Origin of the sequence: Wolbachia endosymbiont (group A) of Trypoxylon clavicerum (assembly GCF_947251665.1) — a bacterium.
GTDB classification, from domain to species: domain Bacteria; phylum Pseudomonadota; class Alphaproteobacteria; order Rickettsiales; family Anaplasmataceae; genus Wolbachia; species Wolbachia pipientis.
Genome location: NZ_OX366374.1, coordinates 1,073,287 through 1,098,554 on the forward strand (window position 1 = coordinate 1,073,287; position 25,268 = coordinate 1,098,554).

Annotated in this window: 25 protein-coding genes and 4 pseudogenes; 13 read left to right on the forward strand and 16 right to left on the reverse strand. The window is 35.3% G+C overall.

Annotated elements, in window-relative coordinates; all coding sequences use genetic code 11:
• Positions 1-223: 223 nt before the first annotated feature.
• Entirely contained in the window at positions 224-1,372 is a 1,149-nt protein-coding gene (ubiH, locus tag OPR60_RS05570) for a 2-octaprenyl-6-methoxyphenyl hydroxylase (protein WP_213863120.1), read from the forward strand.
• A 352-nt stretch (positions 1,373-1,724) separates the two neighbouring features.
• On the opposite strand, the gene OPR60_RS05575 is transcribed toward ubiH, so the two are convergent.
• Positions 1,725-2,477: an IS5 family transposase gene (locus OPR60_RS05575; RefSeq protein ID WP_265039672.1), complete on the reverse strand. Its 753-nt coding sequence runs from the start codon at positions 2,475-2,477 to the stop codon at positions 1,725-1,727.
• 26 nt (positions 2,478-2,503) lie between these two features.
• Positions 2,504-2,680 carry a transposase gene (locus OPR60_RS05580; protein WP_265040201.1) on the reverse strand — a complete coding sequence of 59 codons (177 nt, stop codon included), beginning with the start codon at positions 2,678-2,680 and terminating at the stop codon, positions 2,504-2,506.
• A 136-nt stretch (positions 2,681-2,816) separates the two neighbouring features.
• On the opposite strand from OPR60_RS05580, the gene OPR60_RS05585 reads away from it, so the two are divergent.
• Positions 2,817-3,524: a pyridoxine 5'-phosphate synthase gene (locus OPR60_RS05585; RefSeq protein ID WP_065095127.1), complete on the forward strand. Its 708-nt coding sequence runs from the start codon at positions 2,817-2,819 to the stop codon at positions 3,522-3,524.
• On the opposite strand, the gene OPR60_RS05590 is transcribed toward OPR60_RS05585, so the two are convergent.
• The 3 genes from OPR60_RS05590 to rplM all read right to left on the reverse strand — a co-directional run bounded on the left by OPR60_RS05590 (position 3,517) and on the right by rplM (position 4,899).
• Positions 3,517-3,828, reverse strand: coding sequence for an HU family DNA-binding protein (locus OPR60_RS05590; RefSeq protein ID WP_006279876.1), 312 nt, complete (start codon positions 3,826-3,828; stop codon positions 3,517-3,519). The two genes, OPR60_RS05585 and OPR60_RS05590, sit on opposite strands and share 8 nt — an antisense overlap.
• A 146-nt stretch (positions 3,829-3,974) precedes the next feature.
• A complete protein-coding gene (gene rpsI / locus OPR60_RS05595) occupies positions 3,975-4,430 on the reverse strand; it encodes a 30S ribosomal protein S9 (protein WP_006279875.1) in 456 nt (151 codons plus the stop codon).
• 10 nt (positions 4,431-4,440) lie between these two features.
• Positions 4,441-4,899, reverse strand: a complete 459-nt coding sequence (rplM, locus tag OPR60_RS05600) for a 50S ribosomal protein L13 (protein WP_010082596.1) — start codon at positions 4,897-4,899, stop codon at positions 4,441-4,443.
• A gap of 129 nt (positions 4,900-5,028) precedes the next feature.
• On the opposite strand from rplM, the gene OPR60_RS05605 reads away from it, so the two are divergent.
• The 6 genes and pseudogenes from OPR60_RS05605 to OPR60_RS05630 all read left to right on the forward strand — a co-directional run.
• On the forward strand, positions 5,029-6,252 hold the full coding sequence (locus tag OPR60_RS05605; RefSeq protein WP_065106808.1) for a TolC family protein: 1,224 nt from the start codon (positions 5,029-5,031) through the stop codon (positions 6,250-6,252).
• Positions 6,253-6,271: 19 nt separating this feature from the next.
• A complete protein-coding gene (locus OPR60_RS05610; RefSeq protein ID WP_065095125.1) occupies positions 6,272-6,847 on the forward strand; it encodes a PopZ family protein in 576 nt (191 codons plus the stop codon).
• A 76-nt stretch (positions 6,848-6,923) separates the two neighbouring features.
• A complete protein-coding gene (locus OPR60_RS05615) occupies positions 6,924-7,502 on the forward strand; it encodes an RlmE family RNA methyltransferase (protein WP_265040204.1) in 579 nt (192 codons plus the stop codon).
• Between the two features lie 1,066 nt (positions 7,503-8,568).
• Positions 8,569-9,414, forward strand: a complete 846-nt coding sequence (locus OPR60_RS05620; RefSeq protein ID WP_265040205.1) for an ankyrin repeat domain-containing protein — start codon at positions 8,569-8,571, stop codon at positions 9,412-9,414.
• Between the two features lie 76 nt (positions 9,415-9,490).
• Complete coding sequence (locus OPR60_RS05625) at positions 9,491-10,303, forward strand: transposase (RefSeq protein WP_265040287.1); 813 nt, start codon at positions 9,491-9,493, stop codon at positions 10,301-10,303.
• Positions 10,304-10,394: 91 nt separating this feature from the next.
• Positions 10,395-10,832 (forward strand): annotated as a pseudogene (locus tag OPR60_RS05630) (ankyrin repeat domain-containing protein); the annotation flags it as partial.
• A gap of 507 nt (positions 10,833-11,339) precedes the next feature.
• On the opposite strand, the gene OPR60_RS05635 reads toward OPR60_RS05630, so the two are convergent.
• Positions 11,340-12,092: an IS5 family transposase gene (locus OPR60_RS05635; protein ID WP_265039632.1), complete on the reverse strand. Its 753-nt coding sequence runs from the start codon at positions 12,090-12,092 to the stop codon at positions 11,340-11,342.
• 121 nt (positions 12,093-12,213) lie between these two features.
• Between OPR60_RS05635 and OPR60_RS05640 the strand changes: the two genes are divergently transcribed.
• Together OPR60_RS05640 and OPR60_RS05645 are read left to right on the forward strand one after the other, a co-directional pair.
• Positions 12,214-12,384, forward strand: coding sequence for a hypothetical protein (locus OPR60_RS05640; RefSeq protein ID WP_265040206.1), 171 nt, complete (start codon positions 12,214-12,216; stop codon positions 12,382-12,384).
• Between the two features lie 26 nt (positions 12,385-12,410).
• On the forward strand, positions 12,411-13,163 hold the full coding sequence (locus OPR60_RS05645) for an IS5 family transposase (protein WP_265039632.1): 753 nt from the start codon (positions 12,411-12,413) through the stop codon (positions 13,161-13,163).
• 84 nt (positions 13,164-13,247) lie between these two features.
• Here the strand turns inward: OPR60_RS05645 and ftsL are convergent.
• Both ftsL and rsmH read right to left on the reverse strand, forming a co-directional pair.
• Positions 13,248-13,463, reverse strand: a pseudogene (gene ftsL / locus OPR60_RS07060) (cell division protein FtsL); the annotation flags it as partial.
• Positions 13,460-14,341, reverse strand: coding sequence for a 16S rRNA (cytosine(1402)-N(4))-methyltransferase RsmH (gene rsmH, locus OPR60_RS05650; protein WP_065094967.1), 882 nt, complete (start codon positions 14,339-14,341; stop codon positions 13,460-13,462). The gene rsmH and the pseudogene ftsL, both read right to left, overlap by 4 nt.
• Before the next feature lie 218 nt (positions 14,342-14,559).
• Between rsmH and OPR60_RS05655 the strand changes: the two are divergent.
• Positions 14,560-15,126, forward strand: a pseudogene (locus OPR60_RS05655) (MFS transporter); the annotation flags it as partial.
• Positions 15,127-15,210: 84 nt separating this feature from the next.
• Positions 15,211-15,963, forward strand: coding sequence for an IS5 family transposase (locus OPR60_RS05660; RefSeq protein WP_265039687.1), 753 nt, complete (start codon positions 15,211-15,213; stop codon positions 15,961-15,963).
• Between the two features lie 210 nt (positions 15,964-16,173).
• Here OPR60_RS05660 and leuS read toward each other — a convergent pair whose 3' ends face one another.
• The 5 genes from leuS to OPR60_RS05685 all read right to left on the reverse strand — a co-directional run bounded on the left by leuS (position 16,174) and on the right by OPR60_RS05685 (position 20,948).
• Positions 16,174-18,651 carry a leucine--tRNA ligase gene (gene leuS / locus OPR60_RS05665; RefSeq protein ID WP_265040208.1) on the reverse strand — a complete coding sequence of 826 codons (2,478 nt, stop codon included), beginning with the start codon at positions 18,649-18,651 and terminating at the stop codon, positions 16,174-16,176.
• Between the two features lie 12 nt (positions 18,652-18,663).
• The gene (locus OPR60_RS05670; protein WP_065095002.1) at positions 18,664-19,260 is read right to left on the reverse strand and encodes a murein hydrolase activator EnvC family protein; all 597 of its coding nucleotides are present in this window, start codon (positions 19,258-19,260) and stop codon (positions 18,664-18,666) included.
• 53 nt (positions 19,261-19,313) lie between these two features.
• The gene (locus OPR60_RS05675; RefSeq protein WP_065095003.1) at positions 19,314-19,640 is read right to left on the reverse strand and encodes a MerR family transcriptional regulator; all 327 of its coding nucleotides are present in this window, start codon (positions 19,638-19,640) and stop codon (positions 19,314-19,316) included.
• Positions 19,640-19,945, reverse strand: a complete 306-nt coding sequence (locus OPR60_RS05680; RefSeq protein WP_065095004.1) for an integration host factor subunit alpha — start codon at positions 19,943-19,945, stop codon at positions 19,640-19,642. Before OPR60_RS05680 ends, OPR60_RS05675 begins: the two co-directional genes overlap by 1 nt.
• 61 nt (positions 19,946-20,006) lie before the next feature.
• Positions 20,007-20,948: an MFS transporter gene (locus tag OPR60_RS05685; protein ID WP_265040209.1), complete on the reverse strand. Its 942-nt coding sequence runs from the start codon at positions 20,946-20,948 to the stop codon at positions 20,007-20,009.
• A gap of 101 nt (positions 20,949-21,049) precedes the next feature.
• On the opposite strand from OPR60_RS05685, the gene OPR60_RS05690 reads away from it, so the two are divergent.
• On the forward strand, positions 21,050-21,862 hold the full coding sequence (locus OPR60_RS05690) for a transposase (RefSeq protein ID WP_265040287.1): 813 nt from the start codon (positions 21,050-21,052) through the stop codon (positions 21,860-21,862).
• Positions 21,863-21,931: 69 nt separating this feature from the next.
• Here the strand turns inward: OPR60_RS05690 and OPR60_RS06900 are convergent.
• The 3 genes and pseudogenes from OPR60_RS06900 to OPR60_RS05700 form a co-directional block, all read right to left on the reverse strand.
• Positions 21,932-22,060 (reverse strand): annotated as a pseudogene (locus OPR60_RS06900) (MFS transporter); the annotation flags it as partial.
• A gap of 60 nt (positions 22,061-22,120) precedes the next feature.
• Positions 22,121-22,933 (reverse strand): transposase, encoded by an 813-nt coding sequence (locus OPR60_RS05695; RefSeq protein ID WP_265040287.1) that lies wholly within the window; start codon positions 22,931-22,933, stop codon positions 22,121-22,123.
• 812 nt (positions 22,934-23,745) lie between these two features.
• On the reverse strand, positions 23,746-25,248 hold the full coding sequence (locus tag OPR60_RS05700; RefSeq protein WP_265040348.1) for a leucyl aminopeptidase: 1,503 nt from the start codon (positions 25,246-25,248) through the stop codon (positions 23,746-23,748).
• Positions 25,249-25,268: the final 20 nt, after the last annotated feature.

Consider the following 25,268-nt stretch of genomic DNA (forward strand, 5'->3'; position numbering starts at 1 on the left):
AGGCACTGGAATAACATCATCCTTTTTTCTGAATTCCAGTGTCAGCTACTTTCATGACATCGTTTACTATGTGCCACATTGCAATGTTCGTACAGCTATGGAATGAATCGCGGTATGACGTAGGGAAACCTTTCTTGGGTTAGCTATAGGTCTTTGTCTATAAAGTTTGTTTAAACTATTTTCAAAACAGATAAAATATAATTTTACAATTAGCGTAAATAAAATGAATTATGATGTAATCATTTCAGGTGGTGGGTTACTTGGTCTTATTACTGCCATTGGCCTCAGTTGTGACTCTGTGTCTGTAGCTGTGATTGAAAAAAATAGTCTACCACGTGTAGTAGATGATAATCGAGCATTTGCTATTTCTCAAGGCTCGAAAAAAATATTGGAAAAGTTAGGGATTTGGCAGTTTGTGGAAAGTGAAGCTGAGCCAATACTTGATATATGCATATTAGATGCGGTTACTGTGCATTACAATCATAAAATGGTTAGCGAAGAGCCAATGGGTTATGTTATCAACAATGCTACTATATGGAATGCAATCAACAATAATTTTCTAAATAAACTGAATATATACTCTCCACATTCCTATAAAACAATTGCTTGTGATTCAGGATATGTGGAAGTGATTCTTGATAATAACCAGGAATTAATATCATCGCTACTTATCTGTGCTGAAGGCAAAAACTCTAAATTACCAGAGTTATTTTCTATACCGACAGTGAAATTTGACTATAAACAAAGTAGCATAGTATTTAATGTAAAACATGAACTGCATCACCAAAACTTAGCTGTGGAGCGTTTTTTCCCTGGCGGTCCATTTGCAATTCTACCGATGAAGGGTGGCTATACTTCTTCGATAGTTTGGACAGAAAAATCTGAAATTTCAAAAATGCTAATGGATCTGTCTGAAGAAGAATTTATTATAGAGCTTAAAAAAAGATTTGGTTCTTATTTAGGAGAGATAAAATTAGAGGGTGAAAGAAAACTTTATCCTTTAAGTTTTGCTTTCGCAAAAAAGTTATATAAGGGTAGAGTTTTGCTTATCGGCGATGCAGCACATTCAATTCATCCAGTTGCAGGTCAAGGGCTTAATCTTGGAATTAGAGATGTAGAAAGTGTTATAAAGCACGTAGTTGCTGCAAAAGCGGCTGGTACTGATGTTGGCAGTAGTTATTTATTAAAGAAAATTTCACGTAACAGATACTTTGATAATTTTACAATGGCGCTTGCAACTGATGGATTAAATAGGATGTTTTCCAACAGAATATTCTGCGCTAAAGCACTAAGAAATCTTGGCTTGATTGCAGTTGAAAATTCAAATTTCCTCAAAAAACGCTTCATTCGGCATGCTATGGGATTTATATAAATCACTATTTTATAGCTAATGCAAGTCAGGTTTCCCACGTCATACCGCCGCGGTATCTTGGCCGCTAACACGTAGCGGGATGACGAATGTATCTGTTCAGCAGTTGTGTTAAAAGTCAATAGAAAAATTGATGTAGCTGTGGATAAGTACTTTTATCTGTATAAACGTGCTTATCCACAGCTATGCTGGCTCTTAGATAGAAACAGACAGAGAGTTATATTCCTCAGTAAAAACCCTGTCATCTCTGACTAAAGAGTTAGCAAGAATAAGCAATTTCCTCATGGCAGCAGTGGAAGCAATTTTATATGGCTTTTTATATTGACTATATAATCTAGGCTCTGTGGACAAAATTTTAGAGAAGCCATACAAGAGCTCCAACAAAATTGAGAAAACCAATAAAAACCTCAGCAGTTTTATCAAATCTGGAAAAAATGCGCCTAAAATTTTTAATTTTACCAAAAAAACACTCAATCAAATGACGTTCTTTGTAGATATGCTCATCGTAATACCTTTGCACTTTTCGATTCCGTTTTGGCGGAATAACTACTGTACATCCCTTGTCTTCAAGACTTGTAACAAAGGCATTGCTATCGTAGCCCTTGTCAGCTACTACAGTAGAGTTATAGATACTTTCGGTCAACACTTGTGCCTGCGTAATTTCATTTCTTTGACCAGGAGTCAGAGTAAATTTAAGTGGATTTCCAAGTGCATCGACAAGCGCATGTATTTTAGTTGTAAAGCCACCTTTGCTCCTCCCTAAAGCTTCTTGATCCTTGGAGTTTTTTGTATATCCAGATGAACATGGATGGGCTCGGATGATCGTACCGTCGATTATAGCAACTTCTAAATCAGGCTCTTGTTTAGTATATTCAAGCAATTTTTTCCAGACATCTCTTTCACACCATCTTTTAAATCGCTTATGTATACTCCTGTAATTACCATAAGTTTTTGGTAAAAGTCTCCATTGGTAACCACTTCGCACTATGTACCACACTGCCTCTATGAATATTCTTAAACGTTTTTCATCTTTGCTGTGCATTCCTTTTACGCTTTTTATGAACTCTAAAATTTGTTTCCAATTTTCCTCTTTGATGTAATATTGCATATGGTAGTTTCTCCATTTTTTACCTATTAGGCTAAACTACCATCTTTTTCTCTCTTTTCATATTTTTTGTCCACAGAGCCTAATAAACCACCCTTTATTCCTAAATCCTTTGCTATTTTTGTAATTGTTTGACCTGCCTTTCTTTGTTCATTTGCCAGTTTAACAGCTTCCAATTTGAATTCTGCTGTATATTCTCTTACCATTTCTAATCCTCCAAAATTTTATTTTACCCAAAAAAACTCTTTTCTTTCTCTCCACTTTTTCTGGGTAAGGTCAAACAATGACTATGCAAAAAACCTAATAACATGTATAATCTATAAATAATTTCTGAGGTAGATTGTGAAACTAGGTGTTAATATCGATCACGTTGCAACCCTCCGCAACGCACGCGGAACTTCTTATCCAGATCCATTGAAAGCAGCAGAAATAGCCATTGACGCTGGAGCAGACTTTATTACTGTACACTTACGAGAAGATAGAAGGCATATTAGAGATGAAGACGTATTTAACCTAAAAAAAAGCATTAGCACTGAGCTAAATCTTGAAATTGCAGCCACGGAAGAAATGCTTGAAATAGCAAAAAAGGTAAAACCCTATTCGATTAGTATAGTACCAGAAAAAAGAGAAGAATTAACAACCGAAGGTGGCCTGGATATCGTGAATATGCACAGTAAACTTTCTAGTATAATAGAGGAAATGCATAGCTCTAGCATAAAAGTCTCACTGTTTATCGATCCAAATATTGATCAACTAAAATATCTTGAAAAGCTAGGGACAAAACCTGACATAATAGAAATTCACACAGGGGGTTACTGTGATAATCCATCAGAAAAAAAGTTACAGTTAATTACTAATGCTGCAGAGTACGTCAATAAATTAGGAATAGAATGCCACGCAGGACATGGCATAACTTATAAACACGCTAAGAAGATGACAAGAATACCTCACATCTCAGCTCTTAACATAGGCCACTATTTAATTAGCGAAGCTGTATTTTACGGCTTACACAGCGTAGTAAAAACAATGAAAATGACAATGTCTAACTAACTGCTGCTTTTTCCTTCTCATTTAAAATACTTAAAAGAGTTTGGCTTGCTTTAAATTTTACCCTTGTCTTTTTAGGAACAGTCATGATCTCACCACTTTGGGGGTTACGACATTGTTTTTCCTGACTGATAGCAGTAGAAAATGTTCCTATTCCATGCAAACGTATTTCACCTTTCCCATGCAGCTCATTCTTTATTATTTTAATAAACGCATCATGAATCTTGCTCAAATCAGATTTTGTTATATCTATATTCTGACTAGAACAATCTTCCTTTAATTGTTTTATTATATCTTCTTTACTCATAAATTACCTTAATATTGAAAAAATCACATAAATAGCATATTATGTTGACACCGATAGTCAACTAAATTCATCACAAAAATAGAGGATATCATACACTTTTGCAAATATTTGTATAATACTTACAAAAAAACACCCCTATAAAATAACTATCTCTTAGAAAATTGACACTTTTTCCGAGCTTTATGTTGACCATATTTCTTACGTTCAACAACACGTGAATCTCTAGTTAAGAACTCACCATTACGTAGTATAGAATGCAAATCTTGGCTTACACTACTTAAAGCTCTGCTTATTCCATGAGCTAGAGCACCTGCTTGACCAGATAGCCCTCCACCTTTTACAGTTGCAAATACATCGTATTTATCCAATGTGGAAGTTGCAACAAATGGCATTTTTACTATTTGGCACACTGACTCTCTTTTAAAATAAGAAATTAGATCGCCTTTTTTGTTAACACTAAATTTTCCACTCCCCGGCTTTATCCATACTCTTGCTACAGATTCTTTTCTTCGGCCTGTAGCATATAAACGACCAAGCGAATCAACTGCTGATTTAATTGTCTTTTCTGACCAATCATTGTTATTTATTGTAGAACTCTTCATTTTTACTCCATTACTTTTTATTTTTACGATTCAAAGAGGCAAAATCTATCTTTTCAGGTTGCTGTCCTTGATGCTTATGCTCTGAACCAGAATAAACATACAAATTTTCAAAGCGTCTACGTGCCATAGGCCCATCATCAAGCATCCTTTTCACTGCCATTTCTATTACACGCTCAGGAAATTTGCCATTTAAAATATTATCTGGAGTAGTTTTCTTCAAACCACCAGAATAACCTGTATGCTTATAGTAAATTTTATCTTTAAGCTTCTTTCCGGTGAAATGCACCTTTTCTGCGTTGATAATAATTACATTATCGCCACAATCCATATGAGGTGTATACTCAGGTTTATGCTTTCCACGTAATAGTGTCGCTACAAATGCTGCAAGCCTCCCTACCACTAATCCTTCTGCATCTATGACAAACCACTTTTTATTGATTTGTTTCTCCTTTAAGAAAAAAGTCTTCATTATTTGATCTAACAATAGTAAGCTATGATATACTTAATTTCTCAATAGTGTCAACAATATTAGTTATTGATTATTAAAGTAATTTATGTTAGTAATTGAGCTGCGCAACCAATATGCATAGGAATTAGAATGTTTCGATTGATTATCACACTTGCGATCATTTTTAGTACTATAAGTTGCTATGCAACCGATGTGGGAGAAGTGATAAGCAAAGCCATCAAAAATAGCTCAAAAATAAAGTCTCAATTTTACCAATATAAAAGCGCAGAAAAACACTATAAATCTTCTGGGTTAGCTGGATTTTTACCTGACATTAATTTGCAATACAATTTCGATAGTAACTTTAATCTTGATACATCTGAAAAAAAACTTACATTGCGCCAGAAATTAATCGATGGAGGTGGTACCTTTGCCACATTCAGTCGATCAAGCCATCTTCTCAAAGCAGAAAAGATGCGATTTCAGCAATTAAAACAAGAGCTTGCACTTAATGCTGTGAAAGCATATGTTAATGTTTTACAAAAGACAGAAATATTAAAGCTCAGAGAACATAAAGAACGCGTTTCTTTGGAACATTTGTCAGCTATGAAAAAACGCTTTTCCCTTGGAGAGGTAACCAATGCTGAAGTTTTGTTAGCAAAAGCAAAATTTTCATCTTCTATATCCGAAAGAGTTGATGCTGAAGGTAAATTAAAGTTGGCAAATATTGCTTATTATCATTTAATTGGCGAAGATGCTGATGACCTTTCTGAAGCTAATGATAAACTACCTTCTGTTCCAGAACTAAATGAATGTTTACAGTTAGCAAAAACCAATAATTTATCTCTAAAAGCAGCAGTTTATCAAAAAAGAGCAGCCGGAATGGAAGTGATCGCTGAAAGCTCCAAGTGGCTTCCTTCTTTAAATCTAAGCGCAAGCAAAAATTTTGGGGGGGATGGTATGAAGGTAGACAAACTATTAGAAAATGTTCATGTAGTTTTTATTCTTGATGTTCCAATCTTTAAGAGAGGAGTTAATGCTTTTGGTGTCAGTAAAGCTAAAATGGATGCAAAAAAATCTACCTACGATTATTATGAAACGGTAAAAAATATAGAACAAGCAGTTGTAAATGCTTGGAATAATGTGTTGACAGCAAAGGCCATTATCAAAGCAAGTCAAGAAGCGGAAAAAGCAGCAGCTCTAGCATTGGAAGGAGTTGAGCAAGAAGTAAACTTAAATTTAAAGAGTACATCTGACCTTTTGGACACTGAAGATGCATTATTTAAAGCACGTTCAGACTTAGTTGAAGCAAAAAGCAATTATGTGATTAGTGTTTACAACTTGCTTTTTATGATAAATAGTATAAACCTCTAAATTTAATGGTATTAGCACTATGCATGATGAACAAGGCAATCAATCTGTAAAAGATATCCTAGAAGATATAAAAAAAGCTATATCGGGTAAAAACACGAGTAACGATAAAGCAGAAATAAAGGATGAAAATGATGATGTACTATACCTTGAGGAAGAGTATCCAGAAGACATGGAAGAAGATGGCAAAAAAGAAAATGGTAAAGAAGAGGACATTGATAATGATGACCAAAGTGAAGAAATGGCTTGCAACAGTAACCAATTTAATGGCCATAGCTACAATTCAGAAGAAAAAAAAGATATTTATTTGTACGATAATATCCAAATGAGTAATAACAAAGCGAGTAATAGCGGCTTACAAGCACAAAATAACGATCATCTAATTTTAAAAGAGAATATGGAAGAGATCAAAGCGTTGCTTGGAAAAATGCAAAACGAATTACAGCATAAACAACAAAAAAAAGCGAACCTTACTGTTGAAGAATTAGTTACATCTCTTTTAAAACCTCAGCTCTCAGAATGGCTGAATAAATATCTACATGCACTGGTAAAAGAAGTAGTTGAAAAAGAGCTTAAAGATATAATCAATAATAAGTAGGGTATTAGCAATAAAAACTAGAGTAAAGACGGCTAGAGGCAGAAAACTATCTTCAACAAGGTGGCTACATCGTCATTTGAATGATCAGTATGTGCAAAAAACTAGCAAGGATGGTTATAGGTCACGCTCAGCATATAAGCTGGTAGAAATGGATAACAAATTTAAATTATTCCAAGAAGGGCAAAAAATTATTGATCTTGGTGCTTCTCCTGGTGGATGGTCACAAGTTGCATCTCAGAAAGGTGCAAATGTGATTGCTCTTGACATAAAACCAATGAACGCAATTAATGGAGTAGAGTTTATACAATGTGATATTATCAATGAGTTTGAAATTTTAAGAGAAAAATTCAAGGATCAAAAATTTGATGTAATTTTATCTGACATGGCGCCCGAATCTTGTGGTTTAAAATCGTTGGATCATATCAGAATTATGCTTTTATGTGAGGCAGCGCTCAATTTTGCAAAGCATTTCTTGAGTCATGGTGGCACGTTTGTAGTAAAAATTTTCCAAGGAGAATCTGATAAAGATTTTTGTAACGAGCTAAAAAAAATGTTTAAAACAGTAAAATACTTTAAACCAAAGTCAAGTAGATCTGAATCTACAGAAATGTATTTGGTAAGTTTAGGCTTTATTGGCAGCAGACTTTCTATATAATATTAATCCAGGTAGCCCACAGAAACGAAAAAACTTCCTTGACAAACTCCGCCAGCCCCCTTATCATGAAACTGAAGCTATTGTATTTGCTTTCGCCAATCTGCAGATTAAAAGGTAAGGATTACTTAATGTATCGGCGTCTTATGTTCAATTTTTTGCAGTATATAGATACTGTATGTCTTTACAAAACTTCATCTACATCTAGATTTTTATCTAAATAAGCTGAACGCGCTTATAAAGCGTTACAAGACATCAAAAAATGCCAATACTCGACAGAGATAGTAAAAGACTAGCTAACTCGGGGGTTCTTTGTCTTTTTTTCTGCTTAGTAAATTTCTTAAACATTTGCAGCGTAGGTTAGTTGCAATTAAAAGCAGCTAAATCTTGCTTGTCAAGCGTTTAAAACATAAAAAACGCCAATATTTTAAAGCAGATAATAACCCCAGGGCTTCTTTTGCCTTTTTTTTATTTGGTAAATTTCTTAATGTTTATAGCTAAAAAAGCCCAAGAGAGGTGTCATTCTAGTGCCCCTGTGATGTCATTCCAGTGCGTGACGCTGGAATCCCAAAAAAGGATGATGTCATCCCAGTGCTTGACACTGGGATCCAGAGAACTTAACTTTAAATAAGTAGCTGCATAATAAAGACTAGATTCCAGTGTCAAGCACTGGAATGACACCGTCATAAAGGGAACCAGTGTCTGGGCACTGGGATGACAAAGAAATAGGCACTGGGATGACGAGAAAGGAGTACTGGGATGACACCATTCTTTTTTCTGGATCCCAGTGTCAGCTACTCGGATGACGAGAAAGGAGCACTGGAATGACACCCTGACAATTGTCATCCCGCTACGTGTTAGCGGCCGAGATACCGCGAATGAATCGCGGTATGACGGTTCGCGGTGGCATGATGTAGGACTGCTGTGACACCATTATAGAGTGAACCAGTGTCAGCTACTTGGATAGAAAATGTTTATGACTAATTTTTAGATCAAACATGGAATTTCGACAAACTTAACTTTTTTGTGAGACTGTTCAGCAATAATAAATAAATTGAGAGGGAAGGTTATGGCAATAAAAAAGGAAAAGTTTTTTGAAATAATAAATGAGGTAAGCAAGAGTGAAGGTTTAAATGAGAATAATTTACTTGAAAGAATAGGGAGTAAGCTAAAAGATGCAGACTCAAAAGTATATAGCACTTGTAACAATTTGAAGATAGATAAGATGTTCAGTATATTAGATTCAGACAAAATTGTAAGTTATATGTTGGTACATCTTGCTGTGGAATGTAACAGTGTACCAATAGTAAAACTCCTACTAGCAAAGGAAGCAAAAGTTAATGAACCAATATATGAACTTGATGGAGCTAAGTCTCAATTAACTGCTTTGCACATTGCTGCTTTGCATGGTCATCAAGAGATAGCTCAGCTTTTATTGAACAATAACGCAAATCCTTCACTAAAAGATAGTCAAGGCCAAACTCCAAGGGATGTTGTTGGCAATGTAGAAGGTAAAAAGGCTATAATAAAAACGTTAGAGGAAGGAGAACAACGCTATGCTGAGGCAAGAGCTACGAGAAGACAACCTTATAGACAAGACACTTTACTGCAGTCTAATAATAAAACTCCAGGAAATTCAGCTGTGGGCGGAAATAGAATAACTGCTGCAGTGCAAGCATGGAATGCAAGAGATCAGAAAGAGAACAACGGAACTACACCAAACAGCAGAGAAATCTATGTACAAGATGAGGATGAACAGACTTCTTCAAACTCAATCACTAATGAAAACAATATAAACAAAGTAGATGATACATTAGAAAGAAAACAAGCTATAAGAGAAAGAGATGCTATGTTGCAAAAATTGCAAGAGACAGAACAAAGATTTGCCAATAGACCTGCTGCAAAAGGTGATTGAAAAAATGATGTGAGAGGGGTAGAAGAAGAATAAGCAGATCAAGTAAGGAAAAAAAATGAGCTTTAGTTACTATAATATGAAAAAACACCCAAGAAACTTTCGTAATATAACAGGTTTAAGTATAGAGGAGTTCGAAAAAGTAGTAGAAAAAGTGAGGTCTGGATGGAAAAAACTTGAAAAACAGAAAAAGTGTCATGGTAGAAGATCAAAACTACCAACTCTGGAAGATAAGTTGTTTTGCGTAATTTTGTACTATCGCACTTACATAACACATAGATTTTTAGGATGCCTATTCAATGTGCACAACGCAAATGTATGTAGGTTACTTAAGAGAATAGAGCCATTACTCGCCAAAAAAGTGACTATAACAAAAGATAGAAGTATGACGCCAGAAAAAATACTGAAGATTTTGGCTGATGTTACAGAACAGCAAATACAGAGGCCAGAAGATAGTAAAAAACGGAAGAAATCATATTCAGGAAAAAAAAGAACCAACACTATGAAAACTGAGATTATTATCGAAGAAGGAGGAAGAATTTTATCAGTGTCAAAGTCATACCGTGGTAGAATTAGTGATTTTCGCATAAGGAAACAAGAAAAATATTTACCACTTGATAGCATAAAACATGCTGATTCTGGATATCAAGGTTGGCAAAAATTGCAAAGCAATGTTATAATTCCATATAAAAAGTATCGTAAAAAGCCATTAACTCCAGAGCAGAAAGAGCATAATAGAAGGTTAGCATCATTTAGAATGAGAGTAGAAAATAAGATCCGAGAGATAAAGATATTTAAGATTATGTCGAATGTTTATCGCAATTTTCAGAAAAAATATAACTTGAGGTTCAATATTATTGCTGGTATTGTAAATCTTAAGCACGCCTTTTAGTTAACCTTGATTTTATTCACCCTCCTTTCCTTTTTTTTATCGCTTGATTCGCAGCAGGTCTAATAATAAAAAGCGCGTAGAACAAGATTACTTGCACAATCAACATCCAGAGCAGTATACTATACATAATGGGGAACAGACCTTTTTAAATAAAAGTAGTAGTGACGACAGTGGAATATGTTTTGATGGAGATGGATCTGAAACTTTAGGCCAATCTATATTAGAAAATGGAGAAGACATTAATGCACAAGATAAAGATGGCGTGACCCCTTTACATTGGGCTGTTGCAGATAACAATAAAGAATTAGCAAAACTTTTGATAAAACATGGAGCAGATGTTGATGTACGAAATAGAGATAAACATACCCCTTTACATTATGCTGCTGTGCATGGTTATGTAGAGATTGTAAAGTATCTAATAGATAATGGAGCAAATGTTAATGCACAAGATGAAGATGGACATATCCCTTTACACTTTGCTGTTAAATATGACAATAAAGAATTAGCCAACCTTTTGATAAAACATGGAGCAGATCGCTCATTGATAAAGGATGAAGACCTAATAGATAGACTAAACAGTATGTGTGATCAGCCATCTGAGGTTGTACCTAGTACCTTTTCTCATTCCAAAACACACAACGCAACGGAAACTCCAGAAAAAGCAGAAAAGGTTGAAAAACGTAAAGCTAAGTTAAAAGAATTACGTGCTCAGCTAAAGGATGAGCAGAAAAAGAATGAATTGCTAAAACAAAAAATACAAGATCTAGAAAGTAAAAACACAACACTTGAGGGTGGACTAGGAAAAGCGCAAAAGGAACTAACAGAATTGAGAAATTGTGTCACTGAACATGAGACTAAATTGGAAGTACTGGAGAAACTCAATGAAGAGAATGAATCACTAGAACAAAAAATACAAGATCTAGAAAGTAAAAATACAACGCTTAATAGCGAATTAGAAGAAAACGAAAATAAGCATTCTAAAACAAAAGTGTTGTTAGAAAAAGCGCAAAAGGAACTAGGCTCTGTGGACAAAATTTTAGAGAAGCCATACAAGAGCTCCAACAAAATTGAGAAAACCAATAAAAACCTCAGCAGTTTTATCAAATCTGGAAAAAATGCGCCTAAAATTTTTAATTTTACCAAAAAAACACTCAATCAAATGACGTTCTTTGTAGATATGCTCATCGTAATACCTTTGCACTTTTCGATTCCGTTTTGGCGGAATAACTACTGTACATCCCTTGTCTTCAAGACTTGTAACAAAGGCATTGCTATCGTAGCCCTTGTCAGCTACTACAGTAGAGTTATAGATACTTTCGGTCAACACTTGTGCCTGCGTAATTTCATTTCTTTGACCAGGAGTCAGAGTAAATTTAAGTGGATTTCCAAGTGCATCGACAAGCGCATGTATTTTAGTTGTAAAGCCACCTTTGCTCCTCCCTAAAGCTTCTTGATCCTTGGAGTTTTTTGTATATCCAGATGAACATGGATGGGCTCGGATGATCGTACCGTCGATTATAGCAACTTCTAAATCAGGCTCTTGTTTAGTATATTCAAGCAATTTTTTCCAGACATCTCTTTCACACCATCTTTTAAATCGCTTATGTATACTCCTGTAATTACCATAAGTTTTTGGTAAAAGTCTCCATTGGCAACCACTTCGCACTATGTACCACACTGCCTCTATGAATATTCTTAAACGTTTTTCATCTTTGCTGTGCATTCCTTTTACGCTTTTTATGAACTCTAAAATTTGTTTCCAATTTTCCTCTTTGATGTAATATTGCATATGGTAGTTTCTCCATTTTTTACCTATTAGGCTAAACTACCATCTTTTTCTCTCTTTTCATATTTTTTGTCCACAGAGCCTAGCAGAATCAAAAAGTTGTATAGCTAGACATGAGACTAAGTTGAAACAATTCAATAAAGAGAATGAATCACTAACACAAAAAATAAGAAGTCTGGAGAATGAAAACACACCACTTGAGGGTGAACTGGGCAAAACTAAAACAAATGAAGTGTCACTAGGCTCTGTGGACAAAAAATATGAAAAGAGAGAAAAAGATGGTAGTTTAGCCTAATAGGTAAAAAATGGAGAAACTACCATATGCAATATTACATCAAAGAGGAAAATTGGAAACAAATTTTAGAGTTCATAAAAAGCGTAAAAGGAATGCACAGCAAAGATGAAAAACGTTTAAGAATATTCATAGAGGCAGTGTGGTACATAGTGCGAAGTGGTTGCCAATGGAGACTTTTACCAAAAACTTATGGTAATTACAGGAGTATACATAAGCGATTTAAAAGATGGTGTGAAAGAGATGTCTGGAAAAAATTGCTTGAATATACTAAACAAGAGCCTGATTTAGAAGTTGCTATAATCGACGGTACGATCATCCGAGCCCATCCATGTTCATCTGGATATACAAAAAACTCCAAGGATCAAGAAGCTTTAGGGAGGAGCAAAGGTGGCTTTACAACTAAAATACATGCGCTTGTCGATGCACTTGGAAATCCACTTAAATTTACTCTGACTCCTGGTCAAAGAAATGAAATTACGCAGGCACAAGTGTTGACCGAAAGTATCTATAACTCTACTGTAGTAGCTGACAAGGGCTACGATAGCAATGCCTTTGTTACAAGTCTTGAAGACAAGGGATGTACAGTAGTTATTCCGCCAAAACGGAATCGAAAAGTGCAAAGGTATTACGATGAGCATATCTACAAAGAACGTCATTTGATTGAGTGTTTTTTTGGTAAAATTAAAAATTTTAGGCGCATTTTTTCCAGATTTGATAAAACTGCTGAGGTTTTTATTGGTTTTCTCAATTTTGTTGGAGCTCTTGTATGGCTTCTCTAAAATTTTGTCCACAGAGCCTAGCACACTGCGGCCATTTAAAGAGTCAAGATTTTTAACCTGGCTAGCCAGTATTAAAGAGTTATTTTTCAGGTATTTCTTTACAAGACTTGCAAGTCTTTTTGGATTATTCAAATAGCTCCATTCTGCTTGTAAAACTTTTATATCACTTTGTACTAAACTAATTTCACTTTTTATTTTTATTAGCTCTCTATTTAACGACTGAACATGTAATTTTACCTTAAATAGTCCTACAATGCTAAGAAAAAACACAACTATTGAGATGATGCAGAAAGTTCTCACGACAACCTCTGTATAGCTCTTAGTTTTGCTGAGCGTGAACGCGGATTTGCACTTACTTCTTCTATACTTGCTTCGATCACTTTTTTATTTAGAAGAGAGAATGTCTTGCAATCAGTAGCACATAAATCTTTAAAAAAAGTTTTGACTATACGATCTTCTAAGGAATGAAAGGTGACGACAATTAATTTGCCATTCTCACTTAAAATCTCAGATGCAGCTTTAATGCCCTTTTCAAGTTCTCCCAGCTCATCGTTTACCCATATTCTGATTGCCTGAAATGTTCTGGTTGCAGGATCAATTTTGCTTTTTCCACGAAATACCACGGAACGTACAATATTCGCAAGCTCAAATGTAGTTTTGATATTTTTCTTCTTCCGTGCATTTACTATTGCTCTTGCAATTTTGCGAGAATGATGCTCTCCTCCATAGTTATATATAGTATTTGCAATTTCTTCTTCGCGTAAAGCGTTAACAAACGTTGAAGCGTTTATATAAGAAGAGTTATCCATACTCATATCGAGTGGACCATCATGTAAAAATGAGAACCCTCTATCTCCGTTATCAAGCTGCATAGATGAAACTCCGATGTCAAAAACTATTCCATCGATACCTTCAATATTGTTGCTATCTAATAAATTTTTAATATTACTAAACTTCTCAATAAATAGTTTTATTCTATCGGGATATTTAACGCTTAAATCATCATAAAACTTAGTTACCGTTTCATCTCTATCAATTGCATATACTTTGCAATCAGCTGACTCCAATATTGCTTTGCTATACCCTCCAGCTCCAAATGTGGCGTCCACGTATATGCCACCATCCTGCGGTGATAGTAGTGATAGCATCTCTTTTAACAAAACTGGAGTGTGTGTCATATCAAAAAATTTAAGTACAGTTGGCGTAGATATCCTACTCTACTCTACTCTTCACATCAATTTTATTTATGTACATAGATTTTCTTGCCAAAATATGGTATCTTATCGGAATATATGAGCAATAATATTAAAATTAAGGTTTAATATTGTTAATATAATATTCACATAACGTTCACATTTTTTTTCATATATAAGATCAAACAGGCTATAGGGAAATTATGCAGCAAATAACAAAAGTAATATTTTCAAGTTTGATTTGTAACACTTTATTGTGGTATGACCACATGCTTTTTGGCCACTTAATAAACATAATAGGTGGTGTGTTTTTTCCATCGGATGATCAACTAACCAGCGTATTGAAGGCTTTTGGAGTGTTTGCAGTGGGTTTCTTAATGAGACCAGTCGGTGCTGCTATATTTGGTCACATTGGTGATAAACATGGCAGAAGAGTTGCCTTATTGCTCTCGATTATATTAATGACTTTATCAACCGTATTAATTGCTTTTGTTCCAGGTTATCAAAGCATTGGAATACTAGCGTCAATGCTGGTAGTGTGTTTAAGATTATTGCAGGGTATATCTCTTGGAGGAGAAGCAGGAAATGCACCATTTTTAATAGAACATGCTCCTAAAAACAAAAAAGGATTTTTTGGCAGCATTGAAGTATTAAGCGCAATTTTTGGTTCAGTATTAAGCCTGATAGCGGTACTCATATGCAAAAAAGTATCTGATTTTGAATCTTGGGGGTGGAGATTACCTTTCATTTTCAGTTTAGCAATGGGATTAACTAGGCTCTGTGGACAAAAAATATGAAAAGAGAGAAAAAGATGGTAGTTTAGCCTAATAGGTAAAAAATGGAGAAACTACCATATGCAATATTACATCAAAGAGGAAAATTGGAAACAAATTTTAGAGTTCATAAAAAGCGTAAAAGGAATGCACAGCAAAGATGAAAAACGTTTAAGAATATTCATAGAGGCAGTGTGGTACATAGTGCGAAGTGGTTGCCAATGGAGACTTTTACCAAAAACTTATGGTAATTACAGGAGTATACATAAGCGATTTAAAAGATGGTGTGAAAGAGATGTCTGGAAAAAATTGCTTGAATATACTAAACAAGAGCCTGATTTAGAAGTTGCTATAATCGACGGTACGATCATCCGAGCCCATCCATGTTCATCTGGATATACAAAAAACTCCAAGGATCAAGAAGCTTTAGGGAGGAGCAAAGGTGGCTTTACAACTAAAATACATGCGCTTGTCGATGCACTTGGAAATCCACTTAAATTTACTCTGACTCCTGGTCAAAGAAATGAAATTACGCAGGCACAAGTGTTGACCGAAAGTATCTATAACTCTACTGTAGTAGCTGACAAGGGCTATGATAGCAATGCCTTTGTTACAAGTCTTGAAGACAAGGGATGTACAGTAGTTATTCCGCCAAAACGGAATCGAAAAGTGCAAAGGTATTACGATGAGCATATCTACAAAGAACGTCATTTGATTGAGTGTTTTTTTGGTAAAATTAAAAATTTTAGGCGCATTTTTTCCAGATTTGATAAAATTGCTGAGGTTTTTATTGGTTTTCTCAATTTTGTTGGAGCTCTTGTATGGCTTCTCTAAAATTTTGTCCACAGAGCCTAGCTGCACCTGCTAGAGATGAAGTAAGCAACACAGCCAAAACGCACAATCTCTTTATTTTCATATAACTCCTCATACAAAAAAATATATAATGCATAAGTATATATCCTTTATATTAAAAAAGATATAATTACATGTCAAAAAAAGTATAGCCATAAAATCAGATTATATAAAACGTACTACTCAGGTCTTTTATATAACTATATTTACTATCTTATTTGGTACAGCATATACAGTGCGAACTTTGCTTTGATCGATCTTACTGGACATAGAATCTATCGCTATTTTCTTCAATTTTTCTTGAGGTAAGTTAATTGCCACCTTGATTGTTGTACGTAATTTTCCATTGATTTGCACGGCTATAGTGACTGTATCGTCAACTAATAATGATTCATCAGCTTTTGGCCAAGGTTGTATACCTTCGCCTCCTATTTCTTGCCATAAGCTTTCAGCTAGGTGTGGTATGAACGGTTCGATTACTCTGATTAATATACATATACCTTCATCAATAAGAGATTTTCCAGTTTTTACGTCTATTTCAGCTATTAAATTCGTCATCTCACGAAATTTTGCCACTACGCAGTTTAATCTGCAGTTTTCCAAGTCATCTGTAAGTCCGTGTAAGAGTTTATGAATTTTTTTTCTGTACTCTAGAAGTTCACCCGTAACACTTTCATTATCATAGTGTATATTCACAGGCTTAAGCTGCATTACCATACGCCACAATTTATTTACATAACGAGAACAACCTTCCACGCCATCATCGGACCATTCCATATCTTTCTCTGGAGGAGTGTCGGACAACACAAACAAGCGAGCAGTATCAGCACCATACTTTTCTATGATAAAGTTTGGGTCAACTGTGTTCTTTTTCGACTTGCTCATTTTCTCGACTTTTCCAATTTGAACCTTAGCTCCTTGTGCAATCAACTCTTTTGCTTCTGCGGGAAATAGCCACTTACCATTTTCGTCTTTATAAGTTGCATGGCAGACCATTCCTTGAGTGATTAAAGTAGAGAAAGGCTCTTTAATATCAAAATAGCCACATTTGGTTAAAGCTCTGCAGAAAAAGCGTGAATAGAGTAAATGCAGAATTGCATGTTCTATTCCACCTATATAATAATCAACAGGCATAAAACGATTACATGCATCTTCGTCTATTGATTTATCTTCACTACAGAATGCAGCAAAATACCAGGAAGATTCAAAAAAGGTGTCAAACGTATCAGTTTCACGCTCTGCTTGCTTTCCACACTTTGGACAATCAACAAATTTCCAAGTTGGGTGCTTATCCAGCGGATTGCCACCACTTGTAAATTCTACATCTATTGGCAGAACTACTGGAAGATCTTTTTCTGGAACTGGCACAGTTCCACAATCCTTACAATATATAATAGGTATAGGACATCCCCAATAACGCTGTCTTGAAACTCCCCAATCGTGTAGACGATAGTTTGTTGTTTTCTTACCTATCCCTTTTTCTTCAAGTTTTTTAGTGATTACTTTTTTTGCTTCACTAACCGTCAATCCATTTAAGAATTCAGAGTTGCACATTATTTCGCCGCCAGTGTAGGCTTCTTCTAGAGTCACTATGGCTTGTGCACCCTTTTCATAAATAACAGGAATAACCGGCAAATCGTATTTCTGTGCAAATTCAAAATCACGCTGATCATGTGCAGGGCAACCAAAAATCGCGCCTTCCCCATATTCCATCAACACAAAATTCGCTATGTAAAGCGGCAATTCCTTATCAAGAAATGGATGTTTGACGTTTAATCCGGTGTAAACTCCTATTTTTTCATCGTTCTCTCTTTTCGATTTTATTTCTTGGATCCCAGTGTCAAGCACTGGGATGACAACAGAAGAACCATTCTTTAAATCCTGCACAATAGGATGCTCTGCTGCCACTGCACAAAAAGAAGCCCCAAACAAAGTATGAGGATAAGTTGTAAAAACTTTTAATTTCTTATTCAGGCCAACTACTTCAAACTCTATAGTTGCTCCTTCAGATTTTCCTATCCAACGCTCCTGCATTGTTTTGACTTTTTCTGGCCAATTTTTTAAACTTTGCAAGCACTTGAGTAAATCTTCAGCGAAATCAGTAATCTTTAAAAACCATTGGGACAACTTACGTTTTTCAACAACTGCACCTGATCGCCATCCTTTTCCATCAACCACCTGTTCATTTGCAAGCACTGTTTGGTCCACTGGATCCCAGTTAACCCATGACTCTTTTCGATAGGCAAGCCCATGCTTTAAAAAATCCAGGAAAAATTTTTGTTCGTGTTTGTAATAATCAGGCTCACATGTGGAGAGTTCACGCTCCCAATTATAAGAAAGACCTATAGATTTCAACTGTGTACGCATATTATCTATATTCTCTTTTGTCCATGTTTCGGGGCTAATATTGTTGTCCCTTGCTGCATTCTCAGCTGGTAATCCAAACGCATCCCAGCCAATTGGATGCAAAACCTCAAATCCATTAGCTCTCTTGTAACGCGCTATCACATCCCCTATTGCATAGTTACGTAAGTGTCCCATATGAATTTTACCAGATGGATATGGAAACATTTCCAACACGTAACACTTTTCTTGTTTACCACTCTTGCTTACAGAAAAATCCCATTTATCTTGATAAAATTTTTCAACATTTTTAAAATCATATTTCATATAAATCCAAATTTAATCACAGTTTGTGTGCGCCAAAGGATCAACCGCTTGGCCGTTATGTCGTATTGTGAAACACATCTGCGGATCTTTATCTTGTGTGCTTGATTTACCTGCAGATCCAATCACTTGACCTTGCTTTACTTTATCACCAATTTCAACATGTATGTTTTTTAAATAGGAGTACACAGTCATGTAATTATCTTTGTGTTCTACTATAATTAAATTTCCATACCATCTCAGCCCTTTGCCTACATATATCACTTTGCCGGGTGCAGAGGCAATTACGTTCGTTCCATTTTGAGCAGCAATTTTTATGCCATCCTTACACGTTTCATCAGAAGAGGTAGCTGAACCTTTAACTGGCATTACAAATTTGCAATTTACCCCCACATTTTGTGCATCATTGTTATCTCTGTATATCCTATTTATGATGGCTTTTCTACTTTCTTTTTGCACTGAAGGCTCCCTAATTAAATGGTACTCTCTTGTATATTCCAGATCTCTTTTTCCGTAAAATTCTTCGCCTTTAAGCAGCACAGGTGCAGGTTTTTGCAGGCCACAGCCTATTAATATTGCTAATAACATAAGAAATGAGGCTATACGCCACATTTTAGATATATCGATTTTCACAAAACTCCAAAACTTTAGCGAGACGTAGTGTTTCACGTCTGCTTGTTACTTTCCTCGTTATTTATTCTACTAGTTAAATAGTCTCTTAAATCGGTAAGTTCTTGCAACAAATTCTTTGGATCACGATTCACATTACCAAATTCCTTTTGCACTCCTTTTATTGTATATCCTTTATCATATAGCATGTACTTTACTTGCTTTATGGCCTCTATACACTTACGATCGTATAGCCTTCTTCCTTTACGCTTTGTAGGCTTAATTTGATGAAATTGACCTTCCCAGAATCTCAAAACATGCTGTTCCAAATGTAGCTCTTCAGCTACTTCCCCAATCGTATAAAATAATTTTTCCTTGTTCATTAATTATTGATTGATTTTTTTATAATTTTTGAAGGCCTAAAAGAAATTGAATTTCTTGCCTGAATCATCACTTTCTCCGATGTATTTGGTATATTTCCTGGCCTTTCCTTCTTTTTTTTGACCAAGAATGTTCCAAATGATGATATTTTTACTATTCCATCCTTTGCCAAGCTCGTCTTTATTTCGTCCAATATATCATCTATTATCGAAGCAGAGTCTTCCTTTGATAATCCTATTTCTTGGTTTATATTTTCAGCTATTGTTGCCTTAGTTACTGCTGTGTCTTTTGTTATAACATGATCCATAATTGAGTAAGTATCGCAATATGTAAACACAATATAGCAACTGACTTAAGGTTCAGCTACTTTATTTTTTAGGGTATGTCTCTTTTGTAGCATAATTTAAAATACTAGCAACTGCCAATATTGCAAATATCGCAAAAAGCGCCATTTTATGATCTGTAAAAAGTGCTAACATTGACACTATAATTCCGCTCATGATGAACATAAACCCATTGATAATGGATGATGATGTGCTAATGTATTTTCGTTTCACAATCTCGCTGCCGACAGTAAAATTAAGCATATGTCCTCCCGCAAAAAACCCGAACATTAACATACAAAAGTACACAATGTGAGCTGTTAAATGGCTGTATAGTAAAATAATAATTGAGACGCCTTGCAATAAAGCAAAAGCAGAGATTACATGTTTCCTATTTTTAAATAAGTTTGAGATTCGATCTGCAATTGGAGCACCAACTGCAAGACCAAGCCATAGTATTGCAGTTGCTACACCTGACTCCATTGCATCGAGTTCTGAATTGCTTAGTAACCTTGGAGCCCACAGGGTGTTAAGTGCTAAAAATGTTCCAAAAGTAATAGCACCCACCACTGAAGTTATCCAGATATCTCTTAATTTTAGCACTGTGAGTACAAAGCACATTACTGTTCTTATAGAGCTTTTTATTGTGCGCTTTTCTGAGCTGCTTTCTGGAAGTGTGTTTGGACAAAAAAGCGTAAGTACAAATATCAACACACCAAATAGTATTATGCATACAATCAGATTTTTCCAATATGCATCTTCGGCAAGCAAGCTAGAGAACAGTATTTGAATCACCAAAGCAGAAAGGCTTGAAATTGTCTGCACTAGTGAAAACATTAGTCCAAATTGGGCAGCGAAAAAACATATGCTACTTGTGTGAGCAGCACCAATAAAACCAAATGATGCTCCAGTTGCAATCAACACTTGAGATAAAATCAAATGAGCAAAATTGTCACTATTAATAAGGACAAAGAACCCAAAGATCATAAGACCTGCTGCAAAAGGTGATTGAAAAAATGATGTGAGAGGGGTAGAAGAAGAATAAGCAGATCAAGTAAGGAAAAAAAATGAGCTTTAGTTACTATAATATGAAAAAACACCCAAGAAACTTTCGTAATATAACAGGTTTAAGTATAGAGGAGTTCGAAAAAGTAGTAGAAAAAGTGAGGTCTGGATGGAAAAAACTTGAAAAACAGAAAAAGTGTCATGGTAGAAGATCAAAACTACCAACTCTGGAAGATAAGTTGTTTTGCGTAATTTTGTACTATCGCACTTACATAACACATAGATTTTTAGGATGCCTATTCAATGTGCACAACGCAAATGTATGTAGGTTACTTAAGAGAATAGAGCCATTACTCGCCAAAAAAGTGACTATAACAAAAGATAGAAGTATGACGCCAGAAAAAATACTGAAGATTTTGGCTGATGTTACAGAACAGCAAATACAGAGGCCAGAAGATAGTAAAAAACGGAAGAAATCATATTCAGGAAAAAAAAGAACCAACACTATGAAAACTGAGATTATTATCGAAGAAGGAGGAAGAATTTTATCAGTGTCAAAGTCATACCGTGGTAGAATTAGTGATTTTCGCATAAGGAAACAAGAAAAATATTTACCACTTGATAGCATAAAACATGCTGATTCTGGATATCAAGGTTGGCAAAAATTGCAAAGCAATGTTATAATTCCATATAAAAAGTATCGTAAAAAGCCATTAACTCCAGAGCAGAAAGAGCATAATAGAAGGTTAGCATCATTTAGAATGAGAGTAGAAAATAAGATCCGAGAGATAAAGATATTTAAGATTATGTCGAATGTTTATCGCAATTTTCAGAAAAAATATAACTTGAGGTTCAATATTATTGCTGGTATTGTAAATCTTAAGCACGCCTTTTAGTTAACCTTGATTTTATTCACCCTCCTTTCCTTTTTTTTATCGCTTGATTCGCAGCAGGTCTATAGTTAATAATGAGAAAAAATAAATTTTTTTACTGGAAAAAACATTAAACGTTGCTCCACTAAAAAATTGTAAGATGGCGAAAGTCCAAGTATATGATGAATTAGCCAGTGCAACTTGCGCGATTGTAAGTCCAAAGACCTGCTGCGAATCAAGCGATAAAAAAAAGGAAAGGAGGGTGAATAAAATCAAGGTTAACTAAAAGGCGTGCTTAAGATTTACAATACCAGCAATAATATTGAACCTCAAGTTATATTTTTTCTGAAAATTGCGATAAACATTCGACATAATCTTAAATATCTTTATCTCTCGGATCTTATTTTCTACTCTCATTCTAAATGATGCTAACCTTCTATTATGCTCTTTCTGCTCTGGAGTTAATGGCTTTTTACGATACTTTTTATATGGAATTATAACATTGCTTTGCAATTTTTGCCAACCTTGATATCCAGAATCAGCATGTTTTATGCTATCAAGTGGTAAATATTTTTCTTGTTTCCTTATGCGAAAATCACTAATTCTACCACGGTATGACTTTGACACTGATAAAATTCTTCCTCCTTCTTCGATAATAATCTCAGTTTTCATAGTGTTGGTTCTTTTTTTTCCTGAATATGATTTCTTCCGTTTTTTACTATCTTCTGGCCTCTGTATTTGCTGTTCTGTAACATCAGCCAAAATCTTCAGTATTTTTTCTGGCGTCATACTTCTATCTTTTGTTATAGTCACTTTTTTGGCGAGTAATGGCTCTATTCTCTTAAGTAACCTACATACATTTGCGTTGTGCACATTGAATAGGCATCCTAAAAATCTATGTGTTATGTAAGTGCGATAGTACAAAATTACGCAAAACAACTTATCTTCCAGAGTTGGTAGTTTTGATCTTCTACCATGACACTTTTTCTGTTTTTCAAGTTTTTTCCATCCAGACCTCACTTTTTCTACTACTTTTTCGAACTCCTCTATACTTAAACCTGTTATATTACGAAAGTTTCTTGGGTGTTTTTTCATATTATAGTAACTAAAGCTCATTTTTTTTCCTTACTTGATCTGCTTATTCTTCTTCTACCCCTCTCACATCATTTTTTCAATCACCTTTTGCAGCAGGTCTCAAGTTCCTTTTCAAGATTTACACTTATAAAGGTATAAATTATCTGCATGTTGCTGAATATAACAACCAAGTTACTAATCAGCCAAATGAACCAAGCCTTAGCTCTGCTTTCCATAAGATTTATTTTTATAAGTAATCTATTAGAAATTTAACACTAAGTCTCTTTTTAAGCTATTGTTTCCTGACTACTGTTATAGCTAACCCAAAAAACGTTTTCCCTACGTCATGCCGCCGCGGTATCTCTTAGCCGCTAACAAGCAGCGGGATGACGATTGTCAGGGTGTCATCCCAGCGCCCCTATGATGTCATCCGAGTAGCCAACACTGGTTTCCATCCAAGACGGTGTCATTCCAGTGCTTGACACTGGAATCCAGACTTTAATTGTTATACTTGTAAATAATCTGGTGAAAATAAACGTTCATCTCAAAATGCAGTATTTTTGTTGAAATAGCTCAACTGGATCCCAGTGTCTGGGCACTGGGATGACACCATAGGAGGCTACTTGGATGACAGCAGTCCTACGTCATACCGCCGCAGTATCTCTAGATCCCGCTAACAAGCAGCGGGATGACGGTTGTCAGGGTATCATGAAAGTAGCTGACACTGGAATCCAGAAAAAAAGAAATATGTATCAGCTACTTTCATTTGCTGCGCCTCAAAAATAAACGTTCATGTAGCTGTAAGTCAAGCCATAAATCCAGTATAAAGACCTTTAATCATTGGCTTCGTAGTACTTTTCAACCAACTTATTAAGTAACCTTACACCAAAACCTACTGCTCCTCTTGGGCAAATGTCAGTACCTTTTTCGTGCCAAGCAGTGCCTGCGATATCTAAATGTGCCCAGCAAGTTTCATTCACAAAACGCTGTAAAAACTGTGCAGCCATTATGCTATCTCCACCAGAGCCTACAGGAGCAATGTTTTGAACATCAGCAATCGGTGAATCAATAATTTTGTCATAAGTTTCATTCATAGGAAAACGCCATAACTTCTCACTTACTTCATTTCCTGCATCAATCAGACGGTTTGCTAATTCATCATGATTTGAAAAAAGACCAGCATATTCGTTATTTCCAAGTGCAACCACTATAGCACCAGTTAAAGTTGCAAGATCAATCATAAATTTTGGTGAGAATCTGTCTTGCGTATACCATAAAGCATCTGCAAGTATGAGCCTTCCCTCTGCATCGGTATTCAACACTTCTATCGTCTGTCCAGACATTGAAGTTACTATATCACTCGGTCTTTGAGCATTACCATCCACTGCATTTTCTGCAAGTGCGACCACACCGATCGCATTTACTTTTGCTTTTCGTCCTGCTAAAGCATGTATCACCCCAACCACAGCAGCAGAGCCTGCCATGTCATATTTCATCGACTCCATACCACGTGAAGGTTTGAGCGATACTCCACCAGTGTCAAACGTTATGCCTTTACCAACAAAAGCTATTGGCTTTTGTTCTTTAGCAACTCCATTCCATTTTATCACTACTAATTTTGGTTCTTTACTACTTCCTTGTGCAACTCCAAGCAAGGCTCCCATTTTTTTCTCTTCCATCTGCTTTTTATCAAGCACCTCGATTTCAAGGCCAAGCTTAGTAAGTTCTTTTTTTATATGATCAGCATAGGATTCTGGATATAGAATGTTAGGAGGCTCTGTTATAAAAGAGCGCGCAAGGAATATACTCTCACCTTCTTGCCTTAAGTGCTCAAATGATCTTTCAGCATTACTTAATTGCTCATCTTTTACTAATACGGTAATCTCCTCTACCTCTGTAATTTTCTCATCCTTTTTAGTTTTATACTTATCAAACTTAAAACTACGCAGAAACGCACCATATGCAACATTTGCTGCACTACCTTCGATTAAAACCGCTGCTTTTTTAATTTTTAATCTGCTTAGCTCACAATATATTTTACCACCAATATTTAATTCTTTATTTTCATTCCATTCATCCTTCTTACCCAGTCCAACAACTATAACATTTTTTTCTTCTGGCAAAGCAGTAGAGAAAAATTCACCAAAACTTCCATTGAAATCGCTAAATTGCTTTATATTATCTATGACCTGTTTTCCTTGCAAAACTCCGCCATCATTTACGGTTTCGTTGTCTTCAAATAAACCCATTACTATTGTTTTAAAATCGGGCGAAATTTTAGAAATTGTTATTTTCATTGCTGGCATCTCCATTGCAAATAATTGTAAACTGTACATAAAACACAGCAAAAACATCA